This window comes from Streptomyces sp. NBC_01775 (genome assembly GCF_035917675.1).
Classification (GTDB): domain Bacteria; phylum Actinomycetota; class Actinomycetes; order Streptomycetales; family Streptomycetaceae; genus Streptomyces.
The window spans coordinates 3,646,315-3,672,894 of the sequence record NZ_CP109104.1 but is presented as its reverse complement, the minus strand read 5'-3'; the positions used below and the strand labels follow the sequence as shown (position 1 = coordinate 3,672,894).

Below are 26,580 nucleotides of genomic sequence, written 5' to 3'. Positions count from 1 at the left end.
GCGGCCCGGGGGCACGGTCACCAGTAGGCGTGATCGGGCCAGGGCTCGAAGCCGATGAAGTCCAGGGGGTCGTCGTCCTCGTCGAGGCCGGCGAAGCCCGGGGTGGTGAGGTTGCCGCGCAGCCACTCCAGCAGGATGTGGGTGAGCGAGCCCTCCAGCGGGGGGCCCTGCCGGGCGTGGCGGGGGCGGACGATGACGGGCCAGTGGTCGGGATCGCCCCGGGTGAGCCAGCCGATCTCATCGGCGTCGATGGAGTTCGCGAACGGCAGGAAGCCGCCCGGCTCCGGCCAGACGTCCAGCGGGTTCATGTCGGGGAAGCGCTCGCGGCTGCCGCGATAGGCGTCGGTGACCGTCCGTACGTGCCACACGAAGCCGTTCTCGCCCTCGCGCAGCGGCGTGAAGAAGCGCAGCCACTCCGACCAGCAGCCCGCGCCGTACCGCTCCATGAGGGCGAGGTATTCGGCCGGCAGGCGGGTGCCCAGCTCGTCGAACAGGCGCTCCCAGCCGTCCTCGGGAGAGCGGCCGTCGGGGGTGCCCAGATACGGGGCCGGGGGCGGGGGCACCAGCGCGGTGAGCGCCGGTATGCCCGTGCCCTCGGTCAGCGCGGCGTGCCGGGCGGGGGTGTGGGCGGGGTCTTGCGTGGGCGGGGGTGTCCAGGGCGCGGCCCGAGTCAGGTAGGCCGTGCGCCGGGCGGTCGGGGGCAGCGGGCCGAACCGGCCGCCGCCGCGCGTCGGGAGGCCGGTGGTCATCAGCGCGGTGAGCGTCCCGGCGGTGTCCAGCCCCAGCGGGTACCAGGGGTCGGTGTCGGGCTCGGCGTCGGGATCCGGGCTGGGGAAGTGGCTGTCGTCGAAGAGGACCACGGGCCACGCGTCCGGGTCCCCGGTCTTCTCGCCCTCCGGGGTCCGGTCCGGGCTCCCGGCCTCCTGGGTCCCGCCCTCCGGGCTCCCGTCCTCCGGGGCCGGGGCGTCGCCCGGGGCCGAAGTGTCCTTCGGGGCAGCCGCCGACGTGTCCCAGAAGAGCGTCGCCCCGCCCCGGGTCTCCGCCCACGCCAGCAGCCCGCCGGGCGCGGGGTGGAAGGACGGCGGCCCGGACGAGGTGGCCTCGCGCGCGGCGACGCGGGTCTCCCGGTGGGTGTCGCGCAGCCATTCGCCGTAGTCGAACCTGCCCTCCTGCGCGCAGGGCGCGTGCACCCACAGGTACTCGCCGAGGTCGAGCGGGCCGCTCGCGTCCACCAGCGCCTTGTAGTCACGGGGGAGGCGCAGGCCGAGCCAGGTCTCGACCGCGGGCCAGTCCACCGGCACCGGCGCGGGCTCTTGAGGGCTGTCGCCATCGCCGTCGTCCGGCAGGGCGAACCGCCGGGCCCAGGAGGCGAGCGGGGACGATGTGCGGGGCGCGGGCTGCTCCATGGCGCCGCATCGTGGCACGGGCCGGGAAAGCGAAGACGACCGGGGTCGCCACCCCCCACAGGAGAGACCCCGGCCGTCGTCGGACACGGGCGCACTACGCCAGCGGCATGCCCGTACTTCCCTCAGCGTTACGACCCCGCATTGTGTTACCCCGCGCACCGTCGACGGCGGACGGCCGTCTCCTCACGCACCGCCCACGGCTCCTCACCCACCGCATACCTCCCGCCCCTGCCCATCCCTCCGGCATGGACGAGCGTGCACACTTGGCTTTAGCGTGCTGCTCGCATCCGCGCCGGGAGACCGGCCTGCGGCGGGGCGCACGGCACAGACACCTTCGCGGAGTGGGGCGAGACACGGGCGTGCAGGGGGACGACGCGGAGCTGACGGCTGCGGTTCGCGCGGCGCAGGAGGGGGACGAGCCCGCCTTCCGCACCGTCTACCGGACCGTGCACCCGCGTCTGCTCGGATATGTGCGCACCCTCGTGCCCGATCCGGACGCCGAGGACGTCACCTCAGAGGCGTGGCTCCAGATAGCCCGGGACCTGGCCCGGTTCAAGGGAGACGCCGACAGCTTCCGCGGCTGGGCCGCGCGCATCGCGCGCAACCGCGCGCTGGACCACCTGCGGATGCGTGGCCGACGGCCCGCCGTCGGCGGTGACGAGAGCGAGCTGGCGGGGCTGCCGGCCGGTGCCGACACGGCCGACGAGGCACTTGAGGCCCTCGGCACGGGCCGCACGATGGCGCTCATCTCCCGCCTCCCGCGCGACCAGGCCGAGGCCGTGGTGCTGCGGGTGGTGGTCGGGCTGGACGCCAAGAGCGCGGCCCAGGTGCTCGGCAAGCGGGCGGGCGCCGTGCGGACGGCGGCGCACCGGGGGCTGCGCAGGCTGGCCGAACTGCTGGAGGACCAGACGCCGGACGCGGACGCGGCGTTGGACGCGGCGGCGGGCGCGGACGCGCCGGCTGACGCGGGCGAACCCGGCGGCCCGGCCGGCTCCGCGCCCGCCGGTCCCGCCGGGCCGGCCCTGGGGGTCTCCGGGAGCGGCCCGTCCTCGGCCCCGGTCTCGCCGCCGGGTACGCATCCGGGTTCCCGTCCGGGTTCCCGTCCGGATTCGGCTCCTGGCGGTCCCGCCGGCCCGGCCCCGTCCGCGGGCGGCGCGGTGGGTCGGCTGCCGTCTCCCGGCGGCCCCTCACCTGCCTCCGGTGATTCCGTGGGGGGTTCCGGCGCGGGTGTTTCCCCGCCGCAGCCCGGCGGCGGCACGGGAGAGGGCAGGGCCCGGGGCCTGGCCCGCGGTGTGACGCATCCCGTCACGCGAACGCTGAGGGAAACGTGATGGCGGACGACCGGTACGGCTGGCTGGACGAAGAGACCGCGGAGCGGCTGCTGCGCAGGCTGCCCGTCGATGCCCAGGAAACCGGTACCCCGGACCCCGGCCGACAGCCCGGCCACCCGGCGAGCGAACAGCCGGACATGCCGGGCGAACCAGACGACCAACGGGCCGGAAAGGCCCCCAAAAGCACCAAAGACCGCAAAGCGGGTGGCGCGCTGGACGTCCCCTCGGACGCGTGGTTCCGCGACGCCGACCGCCGCGCGGCGGCCAAGCTCGCCTCCGTCCTGGACGACCTGGCAGCCGAGCACACCGCACCCCGTGCCGCCGGACGTGGCGCGACCGCCGTCGAACTGCCCGGTGAGGCCGCGGCCCTGGACGCCTTCCGTGCCGCCCGCGTCGGCGCGCTGCGCGGCGGAGCGGTGAGCGCCGGCGGCCCGGCGAGTGATTCCGCTTCCGGTTCCGCATCCGAGGACGCCCCGCTGCCGGAGACCGCCCCCGAGGGCGTACGCGGGGTACACGGCGGCAGTAGACATGCGCGCGGCGGCGACAGACCTGCGCGCGACGGCCACTCCGGCCGCCGCGCGCGCTACGTACTGGCGGGCAGACCTCTGCGTGCCGGGTTCGCCATGGCTCTGGCGGGCTGCGCGCTCGGCGGCGTCGCGGTGGCGGCCGGTACGGGCGTACTGCCCACGCCCTTCGGCGGCAACGGCGTCCCGGCCGTGACGATGTCCCCGGCGGTGAGCCCCGAGGGCGACCGGAGCGCGAACGAGGCCGCGGGCGGCGCCGGTGCCGAGGAGGACACGGCGGGCGGCAAGCACCGCCGCCACAACGGCGCCGGGGGCGAGGAGCGGACGAAGGACCCGGACGGCTCCAAGGACTCCAGGGACTTGGCCAACTCCGGTGGCAGCGGCAAGAAGCACAAGCACCAGGACGCCGACAAGCACGGCAAACCCGGCAAGGGCGGCGAGCGCGACAAGAAGCCCGGCCATGGACGGGGCAGCGACTCCGACAAGCGGGCCATCGCCGCCGCGCTGTGCAAGGCGTACACCGACGGCAAGCTGGAGGCGCAGGAGCGCCGGAAGCTGGAGCGCGCGGCGGGCGGGCGCGCGGTGGTGCAGAAGTTCTGCGTCCACTACTCGAAGCCCGGCGGCGGCGAAGGCGGTGAGCAGTCCGGCAGCGGCGGCCCCCAGGTGCCGGGCACACCCGGCGGTTCGACCGGCCAGCCCGGCCACAGCGGCGGCTCGGGCAGCGGCGGCGGTGATGGCGGGGGAGACGGCGGCAGCGGCGACCCCGGCGACAGTGGCGGCACGAGCGGCGGTGACGCGGGCGGCTCCGGCACGGGTGGCTCCGGCGCGGCGGGCGGTACGGCGGGCACACCGTCCGACCCGGCTGAAACCGGTGCGCCGGGCGCGGCAGGCGGCGCGGGCGGCGGGTGACGGGCGCCACATCAAGACAGCGTGCGGGGGGTGTGACACTTTCTCGGCACCCGGCGCTGAGGATAGTGAGCCGACTGGTCATCGGCGGCGCGGTAAGCCCGAGGTTCCCCCCGTACCTCTGGGTTCGCGCGATGGCGCGGGCGGGACACGTTCCCCCGGTCCCGCCCGCGCCCCCTTCTTTTTGAGCCACGCGGTGTGCGGTGTGCGGCTTCTTTGGGTCACGCGCAGGGTCCGGCCGGGGGTTCGGGGGTTGTCCCCCGAGGGGTAGCAGTCCCCGGTCCCGCCCGCGCCCCTTCTTTTTGAGCCTCGCGGTGTGCGGTGTGCGGCTTCTCTTTGAGCCACGCCGCTCGACGGCCGCTACTTGTAGACGACGACCTTGTCGCCGGGCCGCACCTGTGCGAAGACCTTGGCGAGCTTCTTCTTGTCCCGCACGTTCACGCACCCGTGCGAGGCCCCCGCGTAGCCCCGGGCCGCGAAGTCCGAGGAGTAGTGGACCGCCTGGCCCCGGCTGAAGAACATCGCGTACGGCATCGGGGAGTCGTAGATGGTCGAGCGATGGTGGCGGCTCTTGAAGTCCACCTTGAAGGTGCCCTCCCGGGTCGGCGTGTAGGCCGATCCGAACCGCACGTCCATCGCGGCGCGCACCTGCCCGTCCACCATCCACGACAGCGTCCTGCTCTTCTTGCTGACGCACAGCGTGCGCCCCGTCAGACAGCGCGGATCCGGCCTGCCCACCGGGCGGGAGGTCGGCGGATACAGCTCCGTGCGCGAGGGGTTGTGCGTACGGGAGCGCAGCGCGCTCAGCAGGGGATCGGTGACCTTGCCGGTCCGCGCCAGGCCCCGCTGCGCCTGGAACGCGGAGACGGAGGCGGCGGTCACCGAGCCGTAGTAGCCCGTGGGGTTCCGGCCGAAGTGACCCAACTGGCGTAGCCGCGCCTGGAGTTCCCGTACGTGCTCGCCCCGGGAGCCCGGCGCCATGCGCACGGTCTGCGCCACCGGGCTCGGTGACGTGGGGCGCGGCGGGGTGTACGACGACGGCGGTGGCGCGCTCGTACGCGCCGGGGGCGAGGCGGAGGAGGACCGCGGCGGGCCCGTGGGGGCCTGCTGCGGAATCTTCGATATCCGTACGGATTTGCCGTCGGCGCCCGTACCCGGCTGCGCCTGGCAGCCCGCGACGGTGCCCGCGCTCAGCAGCACGGCGGCTGCCGCCGCCACTCCCCGGCGCGTCGCCGTTCCCCGCGACTGTGTCCCCAGCATCCCCATCCCCACCCCCGGGCCAGACGGATCCACGCGTCCATCACTGCCCACCGTGCCGCCCTCGCGAACCTGCGCGCCCCGTGCGCCCCTGGGTTACTCGCGGGTTTCGAAGGGGGCGTGGATCGGGGACAGTAGGCGCAGCCGTGACCGACGAGCGGGTGCGAGGTGCCTATGTCGACCGAGACCGGATCCGCAGAAGAACCGCGCGCCACGGGCAGTGGAACCGGCGCGGCCACCGGCGCGAGCGGGGCCCTCGACGGTGCGGGCGCACAGACCGCCGCGGGTGCGCAGGCCGCCGCGGGAGCGAGTGCGGGTGGGGGTGGGGGCGCGGGGGCGCCGCTGCCGGGCCTCGCCCGCGCAGCCGAGTCGCTGGCGGCGGGCCAGGTCAGCGCGCGGGAGCTGACCGAGCGCGCCCTGGAGCGCATCGGCGCCACCCAGCGCACGCTCAACGCCTTCCGCCGGGTGCGGACCGAGGCCGCGCTCGCCGAGGCCGACGCCGCCGACGAGGCGCTCCGCGCGGGCGAGCGGCGCCCGCTGCTGGGGGTGCCGCTCGCGGTCAAGGACGACACGGACGTGGCGGGCGAGGCGACCGCCTTCGGCTGTGCGGGCGACTTCGTGCCCAAGACCGCGGACGCCGAGGTCGTCCGCAGGCTGCGGGCCGCCGGAGCGGTCATCGTCGGCAAGACCAACAGCCCCGAGCTGGGCCAGTGGCCGTTCACCGAGGGCCGGGCCTTCGGTGACACCCGCAACCCCTGGAACCCGGCACACACCCCCGGCGGCTCCTCGGGCGGCGCCGCAGCCGCCGTCGCCGCCGGACTCGTCCCCGCCGCGCTGGGCTCGGACGGCGCGGGATCGGTCCGTATCCCCGCCGCCTGGACCCATCTGATCGGCATCAAGCCGCAGCGGGGCCGCGTCTCCACCTGGCCGGATCCCGAGGCGTTCAACGGCATCACCGTCTTCGGTCCGCTCGCGCGCACCGTCGAGGACGCCGCGCTGCTGCTGGACGCCGCCTCCGGCAACCGCGACGGCGACCTGCACCGGCCGCCGCCGGTCCAGGTGCGCGCGGCCGTCGGCCGGGACCCGGGGCGGCTGCGGATCGCCCTGTCGACCCGCTGGGCGTTCACCGCCACGCCCAAGGACCTGGACCCGAGGGCCGAGGCGGCGGTGCGCGCGATGGCCGAACGGTTCGCCGCGCTCGGCCACGAGGTGGAGGAGGCCGACCCGCGCTACGGCCCGATCGGGCTGACGTTCGTACCGCGCGCCACGGCCGGCATCCGCACCTGGACGCTGCGCATGCCCGACGAGAGCCTGCTGGACCCGCGCACCCGGTCGGCCGCCCGCACCGGGCGGCTGCTGGGCGGGCCCGTACTGCGTGCCGCGCGCGCCGCCGAGGGCCCGCTGCGGCGGCATGTGGGCCGTATCTTCCGCCGCTACGACGTCGTCCTCACGCCCACCACCGCCACCCCGGCGCCCCGCGTCGGCGCGCTGGCGGGGCTCTCCGGCTGGCAGACCGACCGCACGATGATCGCCCACTGCCCCTACGCCTGGCCCTGGAACGTGCTGGGCTGGCCCGGCCTCAACATCCCCGCCGGGCTCACCGCCGACTCCCTCCCCCTGGGCGCCCAACTGCTGGGCCCCGCGTGCAGCGAGCCCCTGCTGGTCTCCCTCGCAGCCCAGCTGGAGGCGGACCAGCGCTGGTGGGAGCGGTGGCCCGGCACCTACGGCCCCCTGGGGGAGTAGGTGCCGGCGCTCCGGGCGTCGCGGGCCCTCCCCGTCCGGGGCGCGGCCGGGGTTCACCCGCGGCCCGGGTCCATCCGCGTCCTGGGTTCACCCGCGGCCCGGATCCACCCCGTGGTCCGGGATCACTCCTGCGGGGCGGGCGGGAGCTTGTGGTGGACGGTGAAGTCGCCCTTCTCCACCGTCTCGTAGGGGGCCGCGCTCAGGCAGGGGGCGACGTCCATCTCCCGCGGGTTGCCACTGGCCCAGCTGTAGCCGAGGTGGTCGTGGCGGCCGTCGTCCTGGACGGTGAAGCCGACCCGCTTGCCCTTGAGGCCCTCCAGGTCGGTCTCGGTGACGATGCCGGTGGCCGTGGCCACCTTGCCGCCGCCCGTTGTCAGGCAGTCGATCCGCCCCTTCGCCCAGGCCCCTGACGAACCGTCGGGGGTGTAGTGGCTGAAGCGGAAGGTGCCGCGCGAGGTGCCCTGCTCCGTGGCCGCGTCGCCGAAGCCGCGCGCGTCGAAGGCGAAGCGGACCCGCTGCCCGTCAGCGCGGTGCATTTTGGCCGACCCGTACAGGCGGGCCTCGTCCCCCCGGCCCGCACCGCGCTTGTCCGCGTCCGCGTCCGCGCCCGTGTGCGGGGCGGCCCGGCCCGGTCCGTGCGGCGTCCGGTGCGCGGGCGCGGCGCTCGCGGCGCTCGCGGCGACCGTCCCCGCCAGCACCACCGCCGCCGTCAGCAGCACGGCGCGCCCCCGCCCCCGTCTCCAACTCGGACTTCTACGCATGAGGAACCCCCAACTTCCCTTCCTTCGCGAAGGGATGCGGTACGGACACCGCGTCCGTACCGCCTCAGAATCCCCCTCCCGGCCCACCCGCCACATCGCTCCGTGGACGGGGCCGCCGTCAGCCCGCAGAGGTACCCGCCGGCGCTCCCGGGTACGACCTGAGCCGTATCCGGTGGGGCTCAGCCCATGGCCGCGCGCTTCAGGGCGCGGGCGCGGCGGGCGACCTTGCGCACCGCCCTGTTGCGCGGCACGAAGGCGAACTGGCGCGGGACCGCACCCGGCAGGGCCAGCGACGTCAGCCGCCGGCGCTTGAAATAGCGCCAGGTCGTCGCGTCCAGCTGGGTGCTCAGGTAGCGCTCGGCCTCGGACCGCAGCTCCGGATACACCTGGGGCTGCATGCAGAAGCCCACGGCGCGCACCAGGCCCGTCAGCTCCGTACCGCCGCGCGGCTCGAAGGCAGCGGCCTCGTCGTCGAGGTCCGGCAGGACGGCGTCCACCAGCGTCACCGGGATCCGGTTGCTGTTCTGATATGGCGTCACCCGCTCCAGCAGCTGTCCGGTGCCCGTACGCGCCACCGGCAGGCCGTAGAAGGCGGACGCGGTCAGCAGCGCCGTCGAGAAGCAGCCCACCACCAGCGCGGGCCGCATCCGCTCGTACAGCACCTCGGCCAGCACCGGCGAGCCCAGCACCGTCAGCTCGACGCCCAGCTCGCCCGCCTCCTTCTCCAGGGCGCGTGAGTAGCGGGCCGGGGCCACCGGGTGCGGCTTGAAGACCACCTTCCGGTGGCCGCGCTCGGCGGCCCCGCGCAGCATGCGCAGGTGGAGCTGTTCCTCCTCCTCGGCGGTCAGGATGTCCAGCGCGGACAGATACTGCCCCAGCAGCAGGGCACCGCCTCGGGGTGCGGCCGTCACGGACGGCGGGACGTCCTGCCCGAGTTCGGCCAGCACGGCGGTGAAGGCATCCGCGGGCACCACCTCGGCCGGGACGCCGAACTCCGACAGCAGCAGCGGGGTCAGCCCCGGGATCAGCTCCAGGTGCAGCAGGCGCCGCACCCGCGAACCCACCAGCGGATCCAGTTTGTTGCGGGTGGGGCCGTAGCTCATCAGGCCGTCGGCGTACACGTCGATCGGCGCGTCGGGGAACAGCCGGGCCACCGCCAGCGCCGGCTCCACCTGGATCGACTCCAGCACGAGTTCGACGTCGTTGCCGGTGTACCCGGTGTGCCCGGGCTCGTCGCCCAGGCCCCACAGCATCCGCAGATACCGCTCCCACAGCGGCGCGTCGTCCGTGCGCGGGGACCAGCCGCCCGGATGGAACGGGCGGATCGCCTCGTTCCAGGACAGCACCCGGTCGAAGCGGTCCCGCAGCCGCTCGAAGCCCGGCATGGCGTCCAGCGGGGGCGCCGTCTCCGGGTTGGCGGAGTTGTTGCTGACCAGCAGCAGGCGCCGGTCCGCCGGGGCGAACCGGTCCGCGTCCAGCGCCGCGGCCAGCGTGGCGGCACCGTAGAGGGTGGAGGCGAAGAAGATCTGCGTACGCATCAGACCCGCACCCCCGTGCCCGGACGGTCACTGCCCGCTGCGGCGGCTGCGCCGCGGTCACTGTCCGTGCCCGTGTCCGTGGCTGTGTCCGTGTCTGGTCCTGTGTCCGTGTCCGGGCCGCCGGTGTCGGGGCTGCCGGGGCCGGTGCCGGTGTCGGGGCCGTCCGTGTCGTTCTCCGTGCCGGGCGTGCCCTCGCCCCCGTCGGACGGGGTCTCGCTGTCCTGGAAGGGCCGCCTGCGCAGCCGCCGCAGCCGCGAGGCGCGCTCGGCGTCCATGGAGTCCAGCGCCTCCGACAGCAGACCGGAGGGCAGCCGCTTGAGTGCCGCCGAGCTCATCGACCGCAGCTTCCGCGCCACCTGTGGCTCGAACCTGCCGCTGGTGAGATGGTGCGAGATGATCGCGCAGTACGTGCGCACCGCCTTCGGCAACAGCACCTCGGCGTCCTTGTCGCGCGAGGTCTCCTCGATCACCTGGTCGAAGGCGCGGATGAAGTCGAGCTGCCGCACATCCCCGATCTGCGTCAGCGACGAGGCCACCCCGCGCCGGTAGAAGACGCCCAGCAGCCCCACGGCCGCGAACGAGCGCGCCTCCCGGTGCAGCTGCCAGATCCAGGGCCTGTCCTCGGCCGTGCGCAGCCCGTGCCGGAAGTGCAGCAGCCCGTCGTCCAGCAGCCTGCGGTGGTAGATCCCCGCCCACGCGTACGCGTAGTCCACGGACGTGGTCCGCCCCACCGGCAAGATCGCGTCCCGGGGATCGGTCACGATGCCCCGCCTGCCGTGCGGCACCCGCGCGAGGGTGCGGGCGCGAGCCGTGCACTGCACATGGTCGGTGCGGACGAACTCGCAGCCCAGCCGCTCGATACAGGCGACCAGCTCCTCGTAGTAGCCGGGCGCCAGCCAGTCGTCACCGTCCAGGAAGGTGACGAATTCACCGCTCGCCCGGTCCAGGCCGGTGTTCCGCGCCGTGGCGAGACCGCCGTTGCGCGCGTGCCGCACACGGATCACCCGCGCGGCACCCTGAAATTCGCGTTCGGCACGCTCCAGAATCTCCGGCGTCTCGTCGGAGGAGGCGTCGTCTACCAGAATGAATTCGAAATCCTCTCGCGCGTTCGCACGGAGACTCCGTAGCGTTTCCGGGGCATAGGACTGCACGTTGTAAAACGGCACGATGACGGAGAGCTTGACCACCCGAGGGACCCTAGGTGCCGCGCCCAACCCCCGTCTTGACCTGCGGCGGACCCTGGAGTGAACGACACATGGCGGGACGGTGAACGCGGCACCGGAACGAACCGGTTGGCCATTCGTCGGTGTGCTGTTAACCGTCTGTTGTATTCACGTTGGGCCGTCTTCCCACATCCCTTCCTAACGTCGGCGACGTGCCCTCACGAGAAAACACTTCTCCGCCTTCCACGGCGGCCCCCACCCCGGCCGGCCCGGCCCGGGTCGCGGTGCTCGCCGATTCCGACACCCGGTGGAAATGGGGAGCGCTCACCGCACGCAGGCTCGCCCCCGAGGCCCGGATCGACGGCCTCCTGCTGCGCGGGCGGGCCACGCCCACCCCGCGCCAGCTCGCCGAGGTCGGCGTCACCGTCGAGACCCTGCGCGAGGTGACGACCGCCGAGTTCCTCCGCGCGGCCACCGCGCCCGACGCCTACGACGTGGTCGTCCTCGCCTGCGTCGGCGGCGCCGTCCAGGCCGTGCTGCACGGCCTGAACCGGGCGGTCGCCGAGCGCGACGAGGGACACCCCGACGGAGCCCTCGACGAAGGCCGGACCGACGAAGGCCGGACCGACGAAGGCCGCGACGAAGGCCGGCCCGGCGGAGGGCCCGCTGCCGGCCGCAGGCCCGTCGTCGTCACCGGATATGTGGGCGTCGTCTACGAGAAGCTCACCGACGGCCTCCTGCTGCGCCACGGCGCCGACCTCGTCCTCGCCAACTCCCCTCATGACGCGGAGCGCTTCCGCGCGGTCTACGAGGGGGTCGGCGCGGAGAGCGGGGGAGTGGTGCGCTGCGCGCTGCCGTTCCTGGAGGACGCGGACGGCGGCGAAGGGGCCGGGCCGGCGCGCGGTGTTGAAGGGGCCGAAGGGGCTGACGAGTCGGGTCCCGCTGAGGAGGCGGGTCCCGCTGAGGTGGCGGGCCGTGCTGAGGTGGCGGGTCCTGCTGGGGTGGCGGCTGGGGGGAGTGGCGCCGAGGGGCGGTTCACCGTCGTCTTCGCCGTCCAGCCCTCCGTGCCCGCGAGCCGCGAGGACCGCGCGTACCTGCTGGGCCGGGCCGTGGCCCACGCGCTGCGGCACCCCGAGCGCGAGGTGCTGATCAAGCTCCGCAGCAAGCCGGGCGAACACACCACCCACATCGAGGAGCAGCCCTACCAAAAGCTCGTCCGCAAGCTCCCCGGCAGCGACGGCGCGCACGGCGGACTGCCCGCCAACTGCCGCCTCGTCTACGGGCACATGGGGCAGATCCTCGACCGCGCCGCACTCACCGGCGGGCTGCTCGTCACCGTCAGCTCGACCGCGGCGCTGGAGTCCCTGCACCGAGGCGTGCCCACCGCCGTCCTCACCGACCTCGGCGTCCGCGAGACGCTCGGCAACCACTACTTCACCGGCTCCGGATGCCTCGTCTCCTGGGACCAGCTCGACGACGGTCTGCTCCCGCAGGCCGACGAGAAATGGGTGCTCCACCAGGGGGCGCGCGCCCGGAAGCCGTTCGCCGCGGCGCGCGAGCGGGTCGCGGAACTGACGGCGCGCTCCGCCGGGACCGGGCTGCCGCCGCTCACCCCCTACTACACGGAGCGGACCGCACCCGGCTACCTCCCGGCGATCCTGCGCCGCTACGGCCTCACCCCTGACGGCTCTCCGGCGGGAGGCGCCGACGCCGGTCCGGGGGAGGGCGGGGGGAGCGAGCCCGGCGTCGTGCGCCGCGTCGTGCGCGAGGCCGCCAGGGGCGCCTACCGGCACGGCGTACAGCGCGTCGCGCCCCTCATCCGGAAGGCGGGCGAGCTGTGATGCCCGACTCCCGCCACGCGTCCCGGCCCGATGCCCTGCCGGGTCGCCGGTCCGCTTCCCGGGCCGATATCCGGCTCGTCCACCGGTCCGATGCCCGGTCCGGTTCCCAGTCCGAGTCCCACCCCGAGCCACAGCCACACTCAGGAGTCAGCATGTCCCCTACTCCCCGTGTCCTCGCGGTGATCCCCGCCCGGGGCGGGTCGAAGGGCGTGGCCGCCAAGAACCTCGCGCCCGTCGCCGGGGTCCCGCTCGTCGCCCGCGCGGCGCGCGAGTGCCTGGCCGCGCGGAACGTGACCGACGTCGTCGTCTCCACGGACGACTCCGCCATCGCCGAGGCCGCCCGCTCGGCCGGCGCCGAGGTGGTCGAGCGGCCCGCCGAGATCGCGGGCGACCTGGCCACCAGCGAGGCCGCCGTCCTGCACGCCATGGACACGTACGAGGCACGCCACCGCAGGCCGCTGCACACGGTGTTGCTGGTGCAGTGCACCAGCCCGTTCCTCGTCCGCGAGGACGTGGAAGCCGTCACGGCGGCCGTCGTCGAGGACGGCGCGGACAGCGCGCTGACGGTGGCCCCGTTCCACGGCTTCGTCTGGCGGGAGGGGGACGCCGCTGCCGGTGGTGCCCTGGGCGGGGAGGGCGCTGCCGGTGGTGGCCTGGCCAGTGGCGGTGGCCTGGCCGCCGGCGGTGACCTGGCCGCCGGTGGTGAAGAGAGCGCGGGCCGTGCCGGGGGCGCGGGCCGTGACGAGGCGGCCGGCGGCCGTGACGGGAGCGGGGGCGCCAAGGGGAGCGCGTACGGCATCAACCACGACCGTTCCGTAAGGCCCCGGCGCCAGGACCGGCCCCAGGACCTGCTGGAGACCGGAGCCGCCTACGCCATGGACGCCATGGGATTCCGTGAGGCGGGTCACCGGTTCTTCGGCCGTACCGCGCTGGTGCGCACCGACCCCTCGCGCGTGCTGGAGGTCGACGACCCGCACGACCTGGCGCGCGCACGCGCGCTGGCGCCGGTGCTGGACGCGGGGCGCGAGGGCCTCTCGGCCCTGCCGACGCGGGAGGACGTGGACGCGGTCGTACTGGACTTCGACGGCACCCAGACCGACGACAGGGTGTACGTCGACTCCGACGGACGGGAGACGGTCGCCGTGCACCGCGGCGACGGGCTCGGCATCGCGGCGCTGCGCCGCGCCGGGCTGGAGGTGCTGATCCTGTCCACGGAGCGGAACCCGGTCGTGGCGCAGCGCGCGGCGAAGCTGAAGCTGCCCGTGCTGCACGGCATCGACCGGAAGGACCTCGCACTCAAGCAGTGGTGCGAGGAACAGGGCATCGCGCCCGAACGCGTGCTCTACGCGGGGAACGACGCCAACGACCTGCCGTGCTTCGCGCTCGCGGGCTGGCCCGTGGCGGTCGCCGACGCGCACGACGTGGTGCGGGCCGCGGCCCGGGCCGTCACGACCCGGGGGGGTGGGGCGGGGGCGGTGCGGGAGATCGCGGGCTGGCTCGTGGGGCCCACCCTCTGAAGAAGACGCGAGCCCGCCCCCGAGCCCCGCCCCGCGAGGCCCCCGCCCGGAGCCCGGCGCCCACCCCCGCCGCCTCCTGACCTGCAAAGAACCTACCCCCACCACACACCCGACCCCTTCCCCCCCAACCCGCAACGCCCTTAGCAACGACTCAAGAAAGAAACCCTCAGAAATGATGAAGAACAGCACCGCCCGCCTCCGCGCCCTCGGCTCCAAGACCGCCGGCCCCGGCCAGCCCGTCTACGTCACCGGCGAGATCGGCATCAACCACAACGGCGACCTCGACAACGCCTTCGCGCTCATCGACGCCGCCGCCGAAGCGGGCTGCGACGCCGTCAAGTTCCAAAAGCGCACCCCCGAGATCTGCACCCCCCGCGACCAGTGGGACCTGGAGCGCGACACTCCCTGGGGCCGGATGACGTACATCGACTACCGCCACCGCGTCGAGTTCGACGAGGACGACTACCGCGCCATCAGCGACCACTGCGCCCTGCGCGGCATCGACTGGTTCGCCTCCCCGTGGGACGTGGAGTCCATCGCCTTCCTGGAGAAGTTCGACGTCCCCGCGCACAAGGTGGCCTCCGCCTCCCTCACGGACGACGAACTCCTGCGCGCCCTCCGCGGGACCGGCCGCACCGTCATCCTGTCCACCGGTATGTCCACCCCGAAGCAGATCCGGCACGCGGTGGAGGTCCTGGGCAGCGAGAACATCCTGCTCTGCCACGCCACCTCCACCTACCCGGCCAAGGCCGAGGAGCTGAACCTGCGGGTCATCCACACCCTCCAGGAGGAGTTCCCCAACGTCCCGATCGGCTACAGCGGCCACGAGACCGGCCTCCAGACGACCCTCGCCGCCGTCGCCCTCGGCGCGGTCTTCGTCGAGCGGCACATCACCCTCGACCGCGCCATGTGGGGCTCCGACCAGGCCGCCTCCGTGGAGCCGCAGGGCCTCCAGCGGCTGGTGCGCGACATCCGCACCATCGAGGAGTCCCTCGGCGACGGTGTGAAGAAGGTCTACGACAGCGAGCTCCAGCCCATGCGCAAGCTGCGCCGGGTCAAGGGAGTTGTCGCCGAGGAGGCCGAGACCCGCGAGCCGGTCGCGGTCTGAGGCGACGGCAGCGCAAGGACAGCGGAACGAAACGGAGCGTGTGCGCCGATGTCCCGTAGACGCTCCCCTCGAGGAGCCTCCGGAGCCCTCCGGCCCGATTCCATGATCGGGCCGGCCTCCGGAGGGGCCCCGCCCCTCCCCGACTTCGAGGACGGCCGCCCCGACTTCGAGGACGGCCGCCCCGACTTCGAGGACGGCCGCCGGGATTCCGGGGGCGGCCGACCGGCCGGACCGGCTGCCCACGGAGTCCCCCGGCAGCCGGTTCCCGAGACCGGTTCACCCGAACCGGCCCCCGACGGAGCCCCGCCCGTCCAGGGCGGCAGCGCACTGGACGGGGCCCTCGCGTTCGTCGAGAGCCCCGTCCAGCTCCTCAACGTCCTCGAATGGGCGCACAACCACCCCGCGCCCAGCACCGCCACCCCCCTCACCCTCGTCGTCCTGCCGCCGACCGACCCCATGACCCGCGGCCAGCTGCGCCGCATGGCCGAGCTGGCCCGCGACGAGGGCGTCACCGTGCGCTGGCAGGAGGCGCGGGACGGGATGGTGGGGGTGCTCGGCGGGCTGCTGTCCCTCAGCCGCAGGCTCAGACGGGCCGGCACGCTCGTGATCGGTGACCCGTTCTCGCGCTACGTGCAGCTTCTGCTCGCTCTCACGCCCGCCCGCGCGGAGCGGCGTATCACTGTGGTGGACGACGGCACCGCCACCATGGAGTTCGTCTCCCAGCTGGCCCGGGGCGAGCGCTTCGTGCGCTGGCACCGGCGTGGTGCGCGCGGTGGGGCGCGGGGGCTGCTCTTCGCGCCGGTCTCGCGCCGCGCCCGGCGCCGGCTGACGCCCAGGCCGGACGGTTCGCGTCCGATGGAGGTCTTCAGCTCGATGCCGGTGGAGGCCCCCGAGAACGTGACGGTGACCGCGAACGAGTTCGCCTGGACCCGGGCCCGGTTCGGCCCGCCCCGGCTGACCAAGGGCGCCGACCTGGTCGGCACGTCCCTCGTGGAGACCGGGGTCGTGGACACGGAGCGCTATCTGGAGGCTGTCGCCTCGCTGGCCCGTGCCTACGGCGCCACCCGCTACTTCGCCCACCGGCGCGAGAGCAGCGAGAAGCTCCAGCAGGTGAGCGCCGCCACCGGCCTGGAGATCGTCCGCCCGGACCTGCCGCTGGAGCTGGTCGCCCGGCGCGGCCCGGTCGGCCGTACGATCCTCAGCTTCCCCTCCACCGTGGTCCACACCCTTCCGCTGGCGCTGGCCGGCACCGCCGTGACGGTGGCCGTGTGCGATGTCGATCCGGCGTGGCTGACGCACACCGCGTCGCCTCGCGCCGAGGGTTTCCTCGCGGGGGTCACGGGGTCGGCCCGGGGGGTGCGCAGGCTCCCGTCGGCGCTGCCGTCCACGCCGGGCCGCGAGGCCCAGGCCTGAGCCGGGGAGCCCCGGAACTCCGGAGCCCCGGCCAGGCACATGACCGCCATGGCCCAACGGCGCGGTGCCCGATTCGGCGCAGCGCGCTCGACACCCTTCGACCCAGCTCTCGCGACGCGAGGGCATCGACCCGCAGCCACGCCGCGTCCGTGACCTCCTCGGTCCGGAGCGCGCCGATGTCGGCGGTCTCCGTGCGGAAGAGGAAGCGGAAGTCGACGTGCTGGTGCTCCGGCCCTCCTTTCTCCTTCTCAGGCGATTTCGAGGGGGCAGGCAGGCTGGGGAGTCGGCACAGCCTTGAAGCGGGACCACACGACCTTCCCGTACGGGGAACGCTCATCAAGGCCCCAGTCGTCGGCGAGCGTGTCGACGAGGCTCAACCCGCGCCCGGCGGTGTCCGTGTCGGTGGCTTCCCGCACGTGGGGGAGCCGATCGGGCGAGACGTCGCGGCTGTCGTGGACCTCAAGGCGCACGGAGTCCTCGTCGGCGCAGAGGCGCACCAGAAAGCCGTGGCCGCCGCGAGTGCCGTGGACCAGGGCGTTGGAGGCCAGTTCCGAGGCGCAGAGCCGGATGTCCTCGGCCGGCTCACCAGTGATCCCCCACCTCTCCAGCGAGGTGATCACGAACTCACGGGCCCGGCCGACCGCACGTCGCTCGGCGGCGAAGTACTTTTGCAACTCGTCCGTCATGGCACACCTCACTTCTGCGAGCCGGGAATCGGCGTCCGGCAGCTGCGGTTACGTCGGACCAGCAGCAGACGCGCACCGGCCCCCTCGATCCGTCGTCGGCGGTCCGTCGCGGTGCCGCGAGGCCCGAGGTGAGAGGCGGCCGGCAGGACCACGCCGTAAACGTCCGGCAGTCCGAGAACATCAAGCAGGCCCGCGAACGCCGGAGTCGCCCTCCCCCAGTCACCGCGCTCGGTGAACAGACCGGAGAGGGAGAGTTCGTGCTGTCGGCAGTACTCGGCCAGTGCCGTGGCCAGTGCCTCGCGTCGGGCGCCGGAGGCACGGGGAAGGCGTAGGTAGCCGTAGACGACCGGTCCGTTGACCGGGCGGAGTTCGGTTATGGGTTCCATCGCGGACCATCCGGGGAGCGGTAGTTGGTCCGTCGAGCTTGTCGCGGGAAGCGGGCCGTTCCAATGACCGCTTGTTGCACTTCCGTGGCACTTTCGTCCCCCTGCCCCGGTTGGCGTGCTTGCATGACGGCAGGAAGGGAGGGCTCCGTGGCGACCGTGCACCACTGGACCGGCCTGGAAGCCAGGGCGCTGCGGCTCGCCCTGCGGATGAGCGTCCGGACCTTCGCGGCTCATCTCGGCGTAGGTGTCCGGACGATCTCGAAGTGGGAGAAGCTCCTCTCCTCCACCGAGCCGAGGCAGGACACCCAGGCCATCCTCGACACCGCGCTCGCCCGGGCGGACGCGGCTGTCCACCTTCGCTTCGAGACCAACCTCTCCGAGACGGGAAGGTCTGGTGCCGGCTCCGTCCCGCGGGCCACCATCAGCGGGCCCCGTGCGTGGGAGTACGAATCCTGGACCGACGATCTCGACCGATCCGGCGTCGCCTTGTCCCGGCAGAACTTTGCCTTTGCTGAGGATCTGCTGCGCCGCTGGCTGGCCCGCTACCCGCCGGCTGGGCTGGATGACAAGGGCCTTTACCTCTACGCGCGTGCGACCGCCCTGCTGGGAGACGTGCAAAGGGACCAAGGTGCCGTCCTGGGCCCTCTGTCGGCGCGACGTTCCTACCACGACGCCCGGGCCGTCTTCGCCCAGCTCGATGTCCCCCGACGCGTAGCTCAACTGGACCTCTCCCTGGCCGTCGTCACGGAGATGTCCGACCAGTTGGACTTCGCCGCACAGCAGTACGAGTCCCTCGCCGTTGACGACCGGCTCTCCCGACGCGACCGTGCGCGGGCTCGGCTGTGGGTGGGTACGGCGCTGAGCAAGGAGGGCAACCATGACTACGCAGCACGCGTCATGCTGGCGGCCGTGCGCGAGTTCGAGGACCTCGCCGAGCCGGAGGACTGGTCCGTGGCCCATCAGAAGCTCGCCCTTGCCCACCGAGGGGCAGGTGACCTGACCGCCGCCTTGCACTACATCGACATCGCCCGCACGACCGGTACCGCGGACTCACCCATGCAACGTGTTCGTCTGGACACCGCCCACGGTCACATCCTGCTGTCCGACCCGGACACCCTGGATGATGGGCTTGACGCTCTCGACAAGGCAGCGAAGGCGGCCGTTGAGCACGGCCTCAGCCACCAGCGTCGCAGCATCGAGAACATCAGGAGCAGGCACGCCACGAGCGGTGGGGCGACGAGCCTCGGGCGACACTGACCAGGGAGAGACGCCAGTGACGGGACCGACGGACATTCGGCAGGCCGTGACGGACGGGCAGTGGGCGAACGCCCGGCTGATCTGGGACTACCACCAGATGCGTCACGAACTTCGGCCGGCGGACGTGGCGATCGGGCTCGGCAGTCACGACCTCGGCGTGGCAACCACGACCGCCGAGCTGTACCGAGCCGGGCTCTTCCCCGCCCTCGTCTTCACGGGTGGCAACAGCCCCACCACCGCGGCCCGCTTTCCGCGTGGTGAGGCCGTCCACTACAGGGAGCACGCTCTCACCCTCAGCGTGCCTGACAAGGCGATCCTCTTGGAGCCTCGCGCCGGCAACACCGGGCACAACATCACGTACTCCCGTCAGGTCCTCGCCGACGCCGGGATCTCCCCGGCTTCGGTGTTGCTGGTCTCCAAGCCCTACATGGAACGTCGTTCCTACGCCACCGCCCGCAAGCTGTGGCCCGAGGTCGACGTGCGCTGTGCTTCGGAGCCCTTGGAGCTGGACGACTACGTCAAGAGCATCGGCGACGAGAGACTCGTCCTGGACATGCTCGTCGGTGACCTCCAGCGGGTGATCGAGTATCCGAAGCTCGGATTCGCCATCGAGCAGGACGTCCCGGAGGACGTGCGTGCCGCCTACGAGGATCTCCTCACCGCAGGCTTCACCAGCCGCCTCATCACGCCCTGACCAACCAGCGGGGGAGGGGGGAGACGGGGGAGAGGGCCGGATTCGAGTGCCGGCCCAGGGGCACCCGGGGGCCTGGAAGGGCGTAGCCGAGGCGCGGAAAGACGCGCATTTATACCCAGCCTCATGCGGACATAACCGCCGCCCAGCCTAGTTTTTCTTCCCCTGGGGGGCTGAACTTTGGTCGATCTCTAGTGAGTTGCAGAGGTTGTGCGCCTACCCTTCGGACCATGAACGAACTCCTGTCCCCTGCACCGGAGGTAGACGCACGCGGAACCGCAGGCGTACTCCCCGAGCTGCCCGGCCGTGTCACCGAGCCCCTCCGGCGCGAGCTGATCGCCTTCCGACGTGACCTCCATATGCACCCAGAGCTGGGCAATCAGGAGTTCCGCACGACCAAGGCGCTCAAGGCCAGACTGGAGCGCGCCGGGCTGCGCCCGCGGGTGCTGCCCCTGGGCACGGGGCTGATCTGCGACATCCACCCGGATCTCGCCGGTCCCGGAGCCGCCGCAGGGCCGGGCACGCCCACCACGGCACCCCCCACCACACCGACGGCGCCCATGCTGGCACTCCGCGCCGACATCGACGCGCTGCCCATCCCGGACACCAAGGACGTGCCCTACCGCTCCACGGTCCCCGACCGCGCACACGCGTGCGGGCACGACGTGCACACCACCGTCGTCCTGGGCGCCGGGCTGGTGCTGGCCGAGCTGGCGCGGGCCGGGGCGCTGCCGCGTCCGGTGCGGCTGCTCTTCCAGCCGGCCGAGGAGGTGCTGCCGGGCGGTGCCGCCGACGTGGTGGACTGCGGGGGGCTGGATGGCGTCGGCTCGATCGTCGGGCTGCACTGCGACCCGAAGGTGGACGCGGGCCGCATCGGGCTGCGGGCCGGGCCGATCACCTCGGCCTGCGACCGGCTGGAGGTGGCGCTCTCGGGCGCCGGCGGGCACACCGCACGCCCCCATCTGACGACGGACCTGGTCACGGCCGCCGCCAAGCTGGTCACGGAGGTGCCCGCGCTCCTGGCCCGGCGGGTGGACGCCCGCTCGGGGCTGGCGCTGACGTGGGGCCGTATCGAGTCGGGGCACGCCTGCAACGTCATCCCGCAGCGCGCCGAGCTGTCGGGGACGCTGCGCTGCCTGGACCTGCCGACGTGGCGGGAGGCGCCGGACCTGGTGCACGCGGCGATCGACGAGGTGGCGGCGCTCCACCGCGCCAAGTGCGAGCTGAACTATGTGCGGGGTGTGCCGCCTGTGGTCAACGAGCCGGCGGTGACGGCGCTGCTGCGGGAGGCGATGGCGGCCCGCGCGGGCGCCGCCGCCGTGGAGAGCACCGAACAGAGCCTGGGCGGCGAGGACTTCTCCTGGTATCTGGAGCACGTGCCCGGCGCCATGGCCCGCCTGGGGGTGCGCCCGCCGGGCGAGCGGCGCAGCCGCGACCTGCACCAGGGCGACTTCGACGCGGACGAGTCGGCGATCACGACGGGTGTCGAGCTCTTCACCGCGATGGCCCTGCTGGGGCGCTGAGTCCGGCCGGTCCCCGTGCGGCGGGCGTTTCCGTCGCACGGGCCGGTTCACGTGGGCGAGGGCCGGTCCGCACGGGCGGGCCCTCGCCGCCTGCGTGCCCCCGATCGCGACGATCCGATAACGGCATGCGAACCGTCTTCTGCGGGAAATCTACGCGCGTTAATGTGTGCCCGAAGCCAGCGCCCGGAAGAGGCGCTTCCAACACTCGGAGGGAACGTCCTCTTGCGTCGGGTATCCAAGCTCGTTGCCGCGGTCACCGCAACCGCGGCACTCGCAGTGACTGCCACCGCGTGCGGTGAGAGTTCAACTGAGTCCGGTGGAAAGAAGAAGAACAAGGGCGTCGGGCTGGCCTTCGACGTCGGCGGCCGGGATGACCACTCCTTCAACGAGGCGGCGGCGCGCGGCACCGACAAGGCCGAGAAGGAACTCGGCGTCAAGACCAAGGAGATGACCGCCGGCAACAACGAGACCGAGGAGACCCGCGAACAGCGGCTCACCTCGCTCGCCGAGGCCGGCTACAACCCCGTCATAGGCGTCGGCTTCAACTACGGCAAGTCCATCAACAAGGTGGCCAAGAAGTTCCCCGACACCACCTTCGGCGTGGTGGACGAGGCGTCGCACGGCAAGAACGTCGTCGGTATGACCTTCGCCGAGAACGAGGCCTCATACCTCGTCGGCGTCGCGGCGGCCAAGAAGACCAAGAAGAACAAGGTCTCCTTCATCGGGGGTGTGGACAACGCCCTCATCCAGAAGTTCGAGGCCGGCTACGTCAAGGGCGTCAAGGACACCAACCCCAAGATCAAGGTCGAGACCGACTACCTGTACAAGGAGTCGGACAAGGGCTTCAACGACCCGGCGCGCGCCAAGGACATGGCCAAGGGCATGCTCGCGCGCGGCAACGACGTGGTCTACACGTCGGCCGGGCAGTCGGGCGCCGGCTCGATCGAGGCGGTCAGCAAGTCCAAGGGCGCCTGGGCGATCGGCGTGGACTCGGACCAGTACCGCCAAAAGGGCCTGGAGAAGTACAAGAACGCGATCTTGACCTCTGCCGTCAAGAACGTCGACGTCGCGGTCTACGAGCTGATCAAGAGCGTCAAGGACGACAAGCCGCTCAGCGGCAACCAGACCTTCTCGCTCAAGGAGAAGGGCGTCTCGGTCGCGACCTCCGGCGGCTTCATCGACGACGTCAAGGGCGACGTCGACAAGGCCACGGAGGGCATCACCTCCGGCAAGATCAAGGTTCCCGCCAAGCCGTAAGCCTGTCGGCGCCCGCACCGTACGTACCGAGGCGTACCGCCGCGGTACGTACGGTGCCCCGTGGGTGCCGCCGGCGGATTCCGCATACCCCGCGATCCAGCGGCCCTCCCCGGCCGAGCCGGCGGGAGGCGCCCCGGCGGCGGGATGAATCTGTGCTCAACGAGGGAGTACGTCAGTCACGTGTCCAGCGAGTCCAGCGACAGCGGCAGCGCGCCGCCGGGACCGGGTGAAGGTTCCGGTACGGCGGTCGAGCTGCGCGGCATCACCAAACGGTTTCCCGGCGTGGTCGCCAACCGCGACATCGACATCTCGGTGGGGCGCGGGACCGTGCACGCCCTCGTCGGCGAGAACGGCGCGGGCAAGTCGACGCTGATGAAGATCCTCTACGGCATGCAGCGGCCGGACGAGGGCACCATCAGCATCAACGGCGAGCAGGTCACCCTGCACAGCCCGGCCGACGCCATCGCGCGCGGCATCGGCATGGTCCACCAGCACTTCATGCTGGCCGACAACCTGACCGTGTTGGAGAACACGGTGCTGGGCGCGGAGAAGCTGCACGGCATCGGCTCCCGCGCCCGCGGGCGCGTCAAGGAGCTGTCGGACGCCTACCAGCTCGGGATACGCCCCGATGTGCTGGTCGAGGAGCTGGGCGTCGCCGACCGGCAGCGGGTGGAGATCCTCAAGGCCCTCTACCGGGGCGCCCGCACGCTGATCCTGGACGAGCCGACCGCGGTGCTGGTGCCGCAGGAGGTCGACGCGCTCTTCGACAACCTGCGCGAGCTGAAGGCCGAGGGCCTGACGGTCTTGTTCATCTCGCACAAGCTGGGCGAGGTGCTGTCCGTCGCGGACGCCATCACCGTCATCCGGCGCGGCACCACCGTCGCCTCCGTCCTGCCGGAGGAGACGACTTCACAGCAGCTGGCCGAGCTGATGGTCGGCAGCGAGCTGCCCTCGGCCGAGACCCGCGAGTCGACCGTCACCGACACCCCGATGCTCCGCGTGGACGAGCTGCACCTGTCGGCCACCGACACCGACGGCGCCCTGCGCGCCGTCCTGGACGGGATCTCCTTCACCATCCACAAGGGCGAGGTCCTGGGCATCGCCGGGGTGGAGGGCAACGGCCAGGCGGAGCTCGTCGAGGCCGTCATGGGCATGAGCGACCCCACCGGGGGCACCGTCACCCTCGACGGCCAGGACATCTCGCACGCCCCCACCCGCACCCGGCGCGAGAGCGGCATCGGCTACATCCCCGAGGACCGCCACCGGCACGGGCTGCTGCTGGAGGCCCCGCTGTGGGAGAACCGCATCCTCGGCCACGCCACGGAAGAGCCCAATGCCAAGGGCCGCGTCCTGGGCATCCCCGGTCTGCCGCAGCTGCTCAACCTCAAGGGCGCCCGGCGCGACGCCGGGCGCATCGTCGACGAGTACGACGTGCGCACCCCCGGCATCGAGGTGACCGCCGCCAGCCTGTCGGGCGGCAACCAGCAGAAGTTCATCGTCGGCCGGGAGATGAGCCACCGTCCCAAGCTCCTGATCGCCGCCCATCCCACCCGGGGCGTGGACGTCGGCGCGCAGGCGCAGATCTGGGACCAGATACGCCAGGCGCGCCGCGAGGGCCTCGCCGTGCTGCTGATCTCGGCTGACCTGGACGAGCTGATCGGGCTGTCCGACACCCTGCGGGTGATGTACCGGGGCCGGCTCGTCGCGGACGCGGATCCGGCGACGGTCACCCCCGAGGAGCTGGGCACCGCCATGACCGGCGGGGCCAGCGGTCACCTGGAGCACCACGAGAGGGGGGACGCCGAGTGAGCGGCCTGAAGCGGAAGTTCAGCGTACAGACCGTCCTGTCGGCGCTCGCGGCGCCGGCGCTGGCACTGGTCGCGGCGTTCGTGCTGTCGTCCGCGGTGATCGCGGCGACGGGCAAGGACCCGTTCCACGCCTTCTACGTCATGATCGACTTCGGCTCGAAGAGCGACAGCCAGGTCTGGATCATCAACAAGGCGATCCCCTACTACCTGTCGGCGGCGGCCGTGGCCATCGGCTTCCGCATGAACCTGTTCAACATCGGCGTGGACGGGCAATACCGGGTCGCCGCGTTCTTCGCAGCCGTCGTCGGCGGGGCGCTCTCGCTGCCCGGCGTCCTCCAGATACCCGTGATCATCCTGACCGCGATGGCGGTCGGCGCCCTGTGGGCGGGCATCGCGGGCGTGCTGAAGACGACCCGGGGGGTCAGCGAGGTCATCACCACGATCATGCTGAACTCCATCGCGGGCTCGCTGATCGGCTACTTCCTCTCCGAGGACCGGCTCGCCGTCAAGGACGGCAACCTCTTCCACACGCCCAACATCCCCGCCGGAAGCCACTTCTTCACCCTTCCCACCAACCCCGACCCGATCTACGGCACCGTCGTCATCGCCGTCGTCATCGGGCTGGCCTACTGGTTCGTGCTGGGCCGTACCCGCTTCGGCTTCGACCTGCGCGCGGTGGGCCGCAGCGAGTCGGCAGCCGCCGCCAGCGGCGTCAGCGTCCGGCGGATGGTCGTCACCAGCATGCTGCTCTCCGGCGCCGTCGCCGGGCTGGTCGGCATGCCGACGCTGCTGAACAAGTCCTTCAGCTACGGCACCGACTTCCCCACCGGCGTCGGCTTCACCGGCATCGCCATCGCCCTCCTCGGCCGCAACCACCCCATCGGCATGGCCCTGGCCGCGCTGTTGTGGGGCTTCCTGGAGCGCACCGGCATCCAGCTGGAATTCGAGGAGTACGCGCAGGAGATCATCGGCGTCATGCAGGGGATCATCGTCCTGTGCGTCGTCATCGCCTACGAGATCGTCCGCCGCCAGGTGCTGCGCAGACAGCAGCGTGAGGTCGGCGAGGAACTGAGCGCACGGGCGTCCGGCGGCCCCGGCACCGAGGAGAAGGCGGGGGCCACCGCATGAGCACCGACACCGAGTCCGCCACGTCCCCGCGCGACAAGAGCGACGCGCCCGGCCCCGCACGCAAGGGCAAGCTCTCCTACCCCGTGGTGCTGCTGCTGATCGCCGGCGGGCTGCTGCTGCTCTCCCTCGTACGCCTGGTCACCGGCGACGAACAGCTCAGCAACAGCGACCAGTTCTCCTCCGCGCTCGGCGCCGCCGTGCCCATCGGGCTGGCCGGACTCGGCGGGCTGTGGGCCGAGCGGGCCGGTGTCATCAACATCGGCCTCGAAGGCATGATGATGCTCGGCACCTTCGCCGCCGGGTGGATCGGCTGGCAGCACGGACCGTGGGCCGCCGTGCTGGCCGGCATCGCGGGCGGCGCCCTCGGCGGGCTGCTGCACGCGCTGGCCACCGTCACCTTCGGCGTCGACCACATCGTCTCCGGTGTCGCCATCAACATCCTGGCCCTGGGCCTCGTCCGCTACCTCGCCAAGCTCTGGTTCGGCGCCGACGGCAGCGAGGCGGCGCAGTCGGGCGGCAACGACAAACAGTCCCCGCCCATGGAGGACATGCCCACCTTCACCGTCCCCGGGCTCGCCGACGGGCTCGGCTCCATCGAGAAGCACCACTGGTTCCTCGTCTCCGACCTGGCGGGCATTCTGCGCGCCCTGGTGCACGAGGTCTCCTGGGTGACGCTGCTGACCGTGGTCCTCTTCGTCGCCAGCTTCTTCGTGCTGTGGCGCTCTTCCTTCGGGCTGCGGCTGCGCTCGTGCGGCGAGAACCCGACGGCCGCCGAGTCGCTGGGTGTGAACGTCTACAAGTACAAGTACGCGGCCTTGACCGTCTCCGGCGCGCTGGCCGGGCTCGGCGGCGCGTTCCTCGCCATCGGCGTGCACATCTACCAGGAGAACCAGACCGGCGGCCGGGGCTACATCGGCCTCGCCACCATGATCTTCGGCAACTGGCGGCCCGGCGGGGTCGCCATGGGCGCCGGCCTGTTCGGCTTCATGGACGCGCTGCGCGTCGTCGGCGGCGGCACCACCGTCCACGCGATGCTGCTGCTGGTGGCCGCGTTGCTGGTCGCCCTCGCCGTCTGGAAGCTGCGCAGCGGTCTGCGCGGCGCCCGTATCCAGGCCGCCGTCAGTGTCATGATCGCCGTGGTGCTGGTGATCTGGTACGCGCTGACCGACACCGTGGCGCTGGAGTTCGTCGAGATGACGCCGTACGTCACCACGCTGCTCGTCCTCTCGCTCGCGGCCCAGCGGCTGCGGACGCCACGTGCGGTCGGCAAGACCTACCGCAGAGGCGAAGGAACTTGAATCCTCCCCTCCCTGAAGGGAGGGGGTTCCTCACTCTT

At 72.7% G+C, this 26,580-nt stretch carries 20 protein-coding genes and 1 pseudogene; 14 read left to right on the top strand and 7 right to left on the bottom strand.

The features are described 5' to 3' along the window. Positions 1-17: 17 nt before the first annotated feature. Positions 18-1,406 (bottom strand): hypothetical protein, encoded by a 1,389-nt coding sequence (locus OHB04_RS16305; protein WP_326807699.1) that lies wholly within the window; start codon positions 1,404-1,406, stop codon positions 18-20. A 359-nt stretch (positions 1,407-1,765) separates the two neighbouring features. On the opposite strand from OHB04_RS16305, the pseudogene OHB04_RS41830 reads away from it, so the two are divergent. After that, positions 1,766-2,371: pseudogene (locus OHB04_RS41830) on the top strand (RNA polymerase sigma factor); the annotation flags it as partial. Between the two features lie 365 nt (positions 2,372-2,736). Beyond that, positions 2,737-4,170 carry a hypothetical protein gene (locus OHB04_RS16295; RefSeq protein WP_326807698.1) on the top strand — a complete coding sequence of 478 codons (1,434 nt, stop codon included), beginning with the start codon at positions 2,737-2,739 and terminating at the stop codon, positions 4,168-4,170. A gap of 357 nt (positions 4,171-4,527) precedes the next feature. On the opposite strand, the gene OHB04_RS16290 is transcribed toward OHB04_RS16295, so the two are convergent. After that, positions 4,528-5,433 (bottom strand): L,D-transpeptidase family protein, encoded by a 906-nt coding sequence (locus tag OHB04_RS16290; protein ID WP_326688415.1) that lies wholly within the window; start codon positions 5,431-5,433, stop codon positions 4,528-4,530. Positions 5,434-5,598: 165 nt separating this feature from the next. Between OHB04_RS16290 and OHB04_RS16285 the strand changes: the two genes are divergently transcribed. Continuing rightward, the gene (locus tag OHB04_RS16285; protein ID WP_326807697.1) at positions 5,599-7,167 is read left to right on the top strand and encodes an amidase; all 1,569 of its coding nucleotides are present in this window, start codon (positions 5,599-5,601) and stop codon (positions 7,165-7,167) included. Between the two features lie 122 nt (positions 7,168-7,289). Here OHB04_RS16285 and OHB04_RS16280 read toward each other — a convergent pair whose 3' ends face one another. The 3 genes from OHB04_RS16280 to OHB04_RS16270 all read right to left on the bottom strand — a co-directional run bounded on the left by OHB04_RS16280 (position 7,290) and on the right by OHB04_RS16270 (position 10,653). Further along, complete coding sequence (locus tag OHB04_RS16280; RefSeq protein WP_326807696.1) at positions 7,290-7,886, bottom strand: hypothetical protein; 597 nt, start codon at positions 7,884-7,886, stop codon at positions 7,290-7,292. A 221-nt stretch (positions 7,887-8,107) separates the two neighbouring features. Then, a complete protein-coding gene (locus OHB04_RS16275) occupies positions 8,108-9,466 on the bottom strand; it encodes a polysialyltransferase family glycosyltransferase (protein WP_326688412.1) in 1,359 nt (452 codons plus the stop codon). Next, a complete protein-coding gene (locus tag OHB04_RS16270) occupies positions 9,466-10,653 on the bottom strand; it encodes a glycosyltransferase family 2 protein (protein WP_326688411.1) in 1,188 nt (395 codons plus the stop codon). Before OHB04_RS16270 ends, OHB04_RS16275 begins: the two co-directional genes overlap by 1 nt. 260 nt (positions 10,654-10,913) lie before the next feature. Between OHB04_RS16270 and OHB04_RS16265 the strand changes: the two genes are divergently transcribed. The 4 genes from OHB04_RS16265 (at position 10,914) to OHB04_RS16250 (ending at position 16,508) form a co-directional block, all read left to right on the top strand. Continuing rightward, a complete protein-coding gene (locus OHB04_RS16265; RefSeq protein ID WP_326809460.1) occupies positions 10,914-12,470 on the top strand; it encodes a DUF6716 putative glycosyltransferase in 1,557 nt (518 codons plus the stop codon). Between the two features lie 152 nt (positions 12,471-12,622). Then, on the top strand, positions 12,623-13,987 hold the full coding sequence (locus OHB04_RS16260; RefSeq protein WP_326807695.1) for an acylneuraminate cytidylyltransferase: 1,365 nt from the start codon (positions 12,623-12,625) through the stop codon (positions 13,985-13,987). A 175-nt stretch (positions 13,988-14,162) separates the two neighbouring features. Continuing rightward, positions 14,163-15,095: an N-acetylneuraminate synthase family protein gene (locus OHB04_RS16255; RefSeq protein WP_326692766.1), complete on the top strand. Its 933-nt coding sequence runs from the start codon at positions 14,163-14,165 to the stop codon at positions 15,093-15,095. A 102-nt stretch (positions 15,096-15,197) separates the two neighbouring features. Further along, positions 15,198-16,508: a hypothetical protein gene (locus OHB04_RS16250; RefSeq protein ID WP_326807694.1), complete on the top strand. Its 1,311-nt coding sequence runs from the start codon at positions 15,198-15,200 to the stop codon at positions 16,506-16,508. A gap of 248 nt (positions 16,509-16,756) precedes the next feature. Here the strand turns inward: OHB04_RS16250 and OHB04_RS16245 are convergent, their stop codons facing one another. Together OHB04_RS16245 and OHB04_RS16240 are read right to left on the bottom strand one after the other, a co-directional pair. Then, complete coding sequence (locus OHB04_RS16245; RefSeq protein WP_326688408.1) at positions 16,757-17,194, bottom strand: ATP-binding protein; 438 nt, start codon at positions 17,192-17,194, stop codon at positions 16,757-16,759. An 8-nt stretch (positions 17,195-17,202) separates the two neighbouring features. Continuing rightward, a complete protein-coding gene (locus OHB04_RS16240; RefSeq protein WP_326688407.1) occupies positions 17,203-17,580 on the bottom strand; it encodes a hypothetical protein in 378 nt (125 codons plus the stop codon). Positions 17,581-17,727: 147 nt separating this feature from the next. Here OHB04_RS16240 and OHB04_RS16235 point away from each other — a divergent pair, with 147 nt between their 5' ends. The 7 genes from OHB04_RS16235 to OHB04_RS16205 all read left to right on the top strand — a co-directional run bounded on the left by OHB04_RS16235 (position 17,728) and on the right by OHB04_RS16205 (position 26,542). Continuing rightward, positions 17,728-18,837, top strand: a complete 1,110-nt coding sequence (locus tag OHB04_RS16235) for a helix-turn-helix domain-containing protein (protein ID WP_326688406.1) — start codon at positions 17,728-17,730, stop codon at positions 18,835-18,837. Between the two features lie 16 nt (positions 18,838-18,853). After that, entirely contained in the window at positions 18,854-19,531 is a 678-nt protein-coding gene (locus tag OHB04_RS16230) for a YdcF family protein (protein WP_326807693.1), read from the top strand. 227 nt (positions 19,532-19,758) lie between these two features. Continuing rightward, positions 19,759-21,051 (top strand): amidohydrolase, encoded by a 1,293-nt coding sequence (locus tag OHB04_RS16225; protein ID WP_326688404.1) that lies wholly within the window; start codon positions 19,759-19,761, stop codon positions 21,049-21,051. A gap of 222 nt (positions 21,052-21,273) precedes the next feature. Next, complete coding sequence (locus OHB04_RS16220; RefSeq protein WP_326688403.1) at positions 21,274-22,308, top strand: BMP family lipoprotein; 1,035 nt, start codon at positions 21,274-21,276, stop codon at positions 22,306-22,308. Positions 22,309-22,452: 144 nt separating this feature from the next. After that, entirely contained in the window at positions 22,453-24,117 is a 1,665-nt protein-coding gene (locus OHB04_RS16215; protein ID WP_442814861.1) for an ABC transporter ATP-binding protein, read from the top strand. Next, entirely contained in the window at positions 24,114-25,244 is a 1,131-nt protein-coding gene (locus OHB04_RS16210; RefSeq protein WP_326688402.1) for an ABC transporter permease, read from the top strand. Before OHB04_RS16215 ends, OHB04_RS16210 begins: the two co-directional genes overlap by 4 nt. Next, positions 25,241-26,542 carry an ABC transporter permease gene (locus OHB04_RS16205; protein ID WP_326688401.1) on the top strand — a complete coding sequence of 434 codons (1,302 nt, stop codon included), beginning with the start codon at positions 25,241-25,243 and terminating at the stop codon, positions 26,540-26,542. Before OHB04_RS16210 ends, OHB04_RS16205 begins: the two co-directional genes overlap by 4 nt. The last annotated feature ends 38 nt before the right edge of the window (positions 26,543-26,580 follow it).

Excerpts from the sequence above, each read along its gene's own strand:
- OHB04_RS16305 (WP_326807699.1), bottom strand. The coding sequence starts at position 1,406 with ATGGAGCAGCCCGCGCCCCGCACATCGTCCCCGCTCGCCTCCTGGGCC.
- OHB04_RS16295 (WP_326807698.1), top strand. The coding sequence starts at position 2,737 with ATGGCGGACGACCGGTACGGCTGGCTGGACGAAGAGACCGCGGAGCGG.
- OHB04_RS16290 (WP_326688415.1), bottom strand. The coding sequence starts at position 5,433 with ATGGGGATGCTGGGGACACAGTCGCGGGGAACGGCGACGCGCCGGGGA.
- OHB04_RS16285 (WP_326807697.1), top strand. The coding sequence starts at position 5,599 with ATGTCGACCGAGACCGGATCCGCAGAAGAACCGCGCGCCACGGGCAGT.
- OHB04_RS16275 (WP_326688412.1), bottom strand. The coding sequence starts at position 9,466 with ATGCGTACGCAGATCTTCTTCGCCTCCACCCTCTACGGTGCCGCCACG.
- OHB04_RS16260 (WP_326807695.1), top strand. The coding sequence starts at position 12,623 with ATGTCCCCTACTCCCCGTGTCCTCGCGGTGATCCCCGCCCGGGGCGGG.
- OHB04_RS16255 (WP_326692766.1), top strand. The coding sequence starts at position 14,163 with ATGAAGAACAGCACCGCCCGCCTCCGCGCCCTCGGCTCCAAGACCGCC.
- OHB04_RS16250 (WP_326807694.1), top strand. The coding sequence starts at position 15,198 with ATGATCGGGCCGGCCTCCGGAGGGGCCCCGCCCCTCCCCGACTTCGAG.
- OHB04_RS16245 (WP_326688408.1), bottom strand. The coding sequence starts at position 17,194 with ATGACGGACGAGTTGCAAAAGTACTTCGCCGCCGAGCGACGTGCGGTC.
- OHB04_RS16240 (WP_326688407.1), bottom strand. The coding sequence starts at position 17,580 with ATGGAACCCATAACCGAACTCCGCCCGGTCAACGGACCGGTCGTCTAC.
- OHB04_RS16225 (WP_326688404.1), top strand. The coding sequence starts at position 19,759 with ATGAACGAACTCCTGTCCCCTGCACCGGAGGTAGACGCACGCGGAACC.
- OHB04_RS16215 (WP_442814861.1), top strand. The coding sequence starts at position 22,453 with ATGAATCTGTGCTCAACGAGGGAGTACGTCAGTCACGTGTCCAGCGAG.
- OHB04_RS16205 (WP_326688401.1), top strand. The coding sequence starts at position 25,241 with ATGAGCACCGACACCGAGTCCGCCACGTCCCCGCGCGACAAGAGCGAC.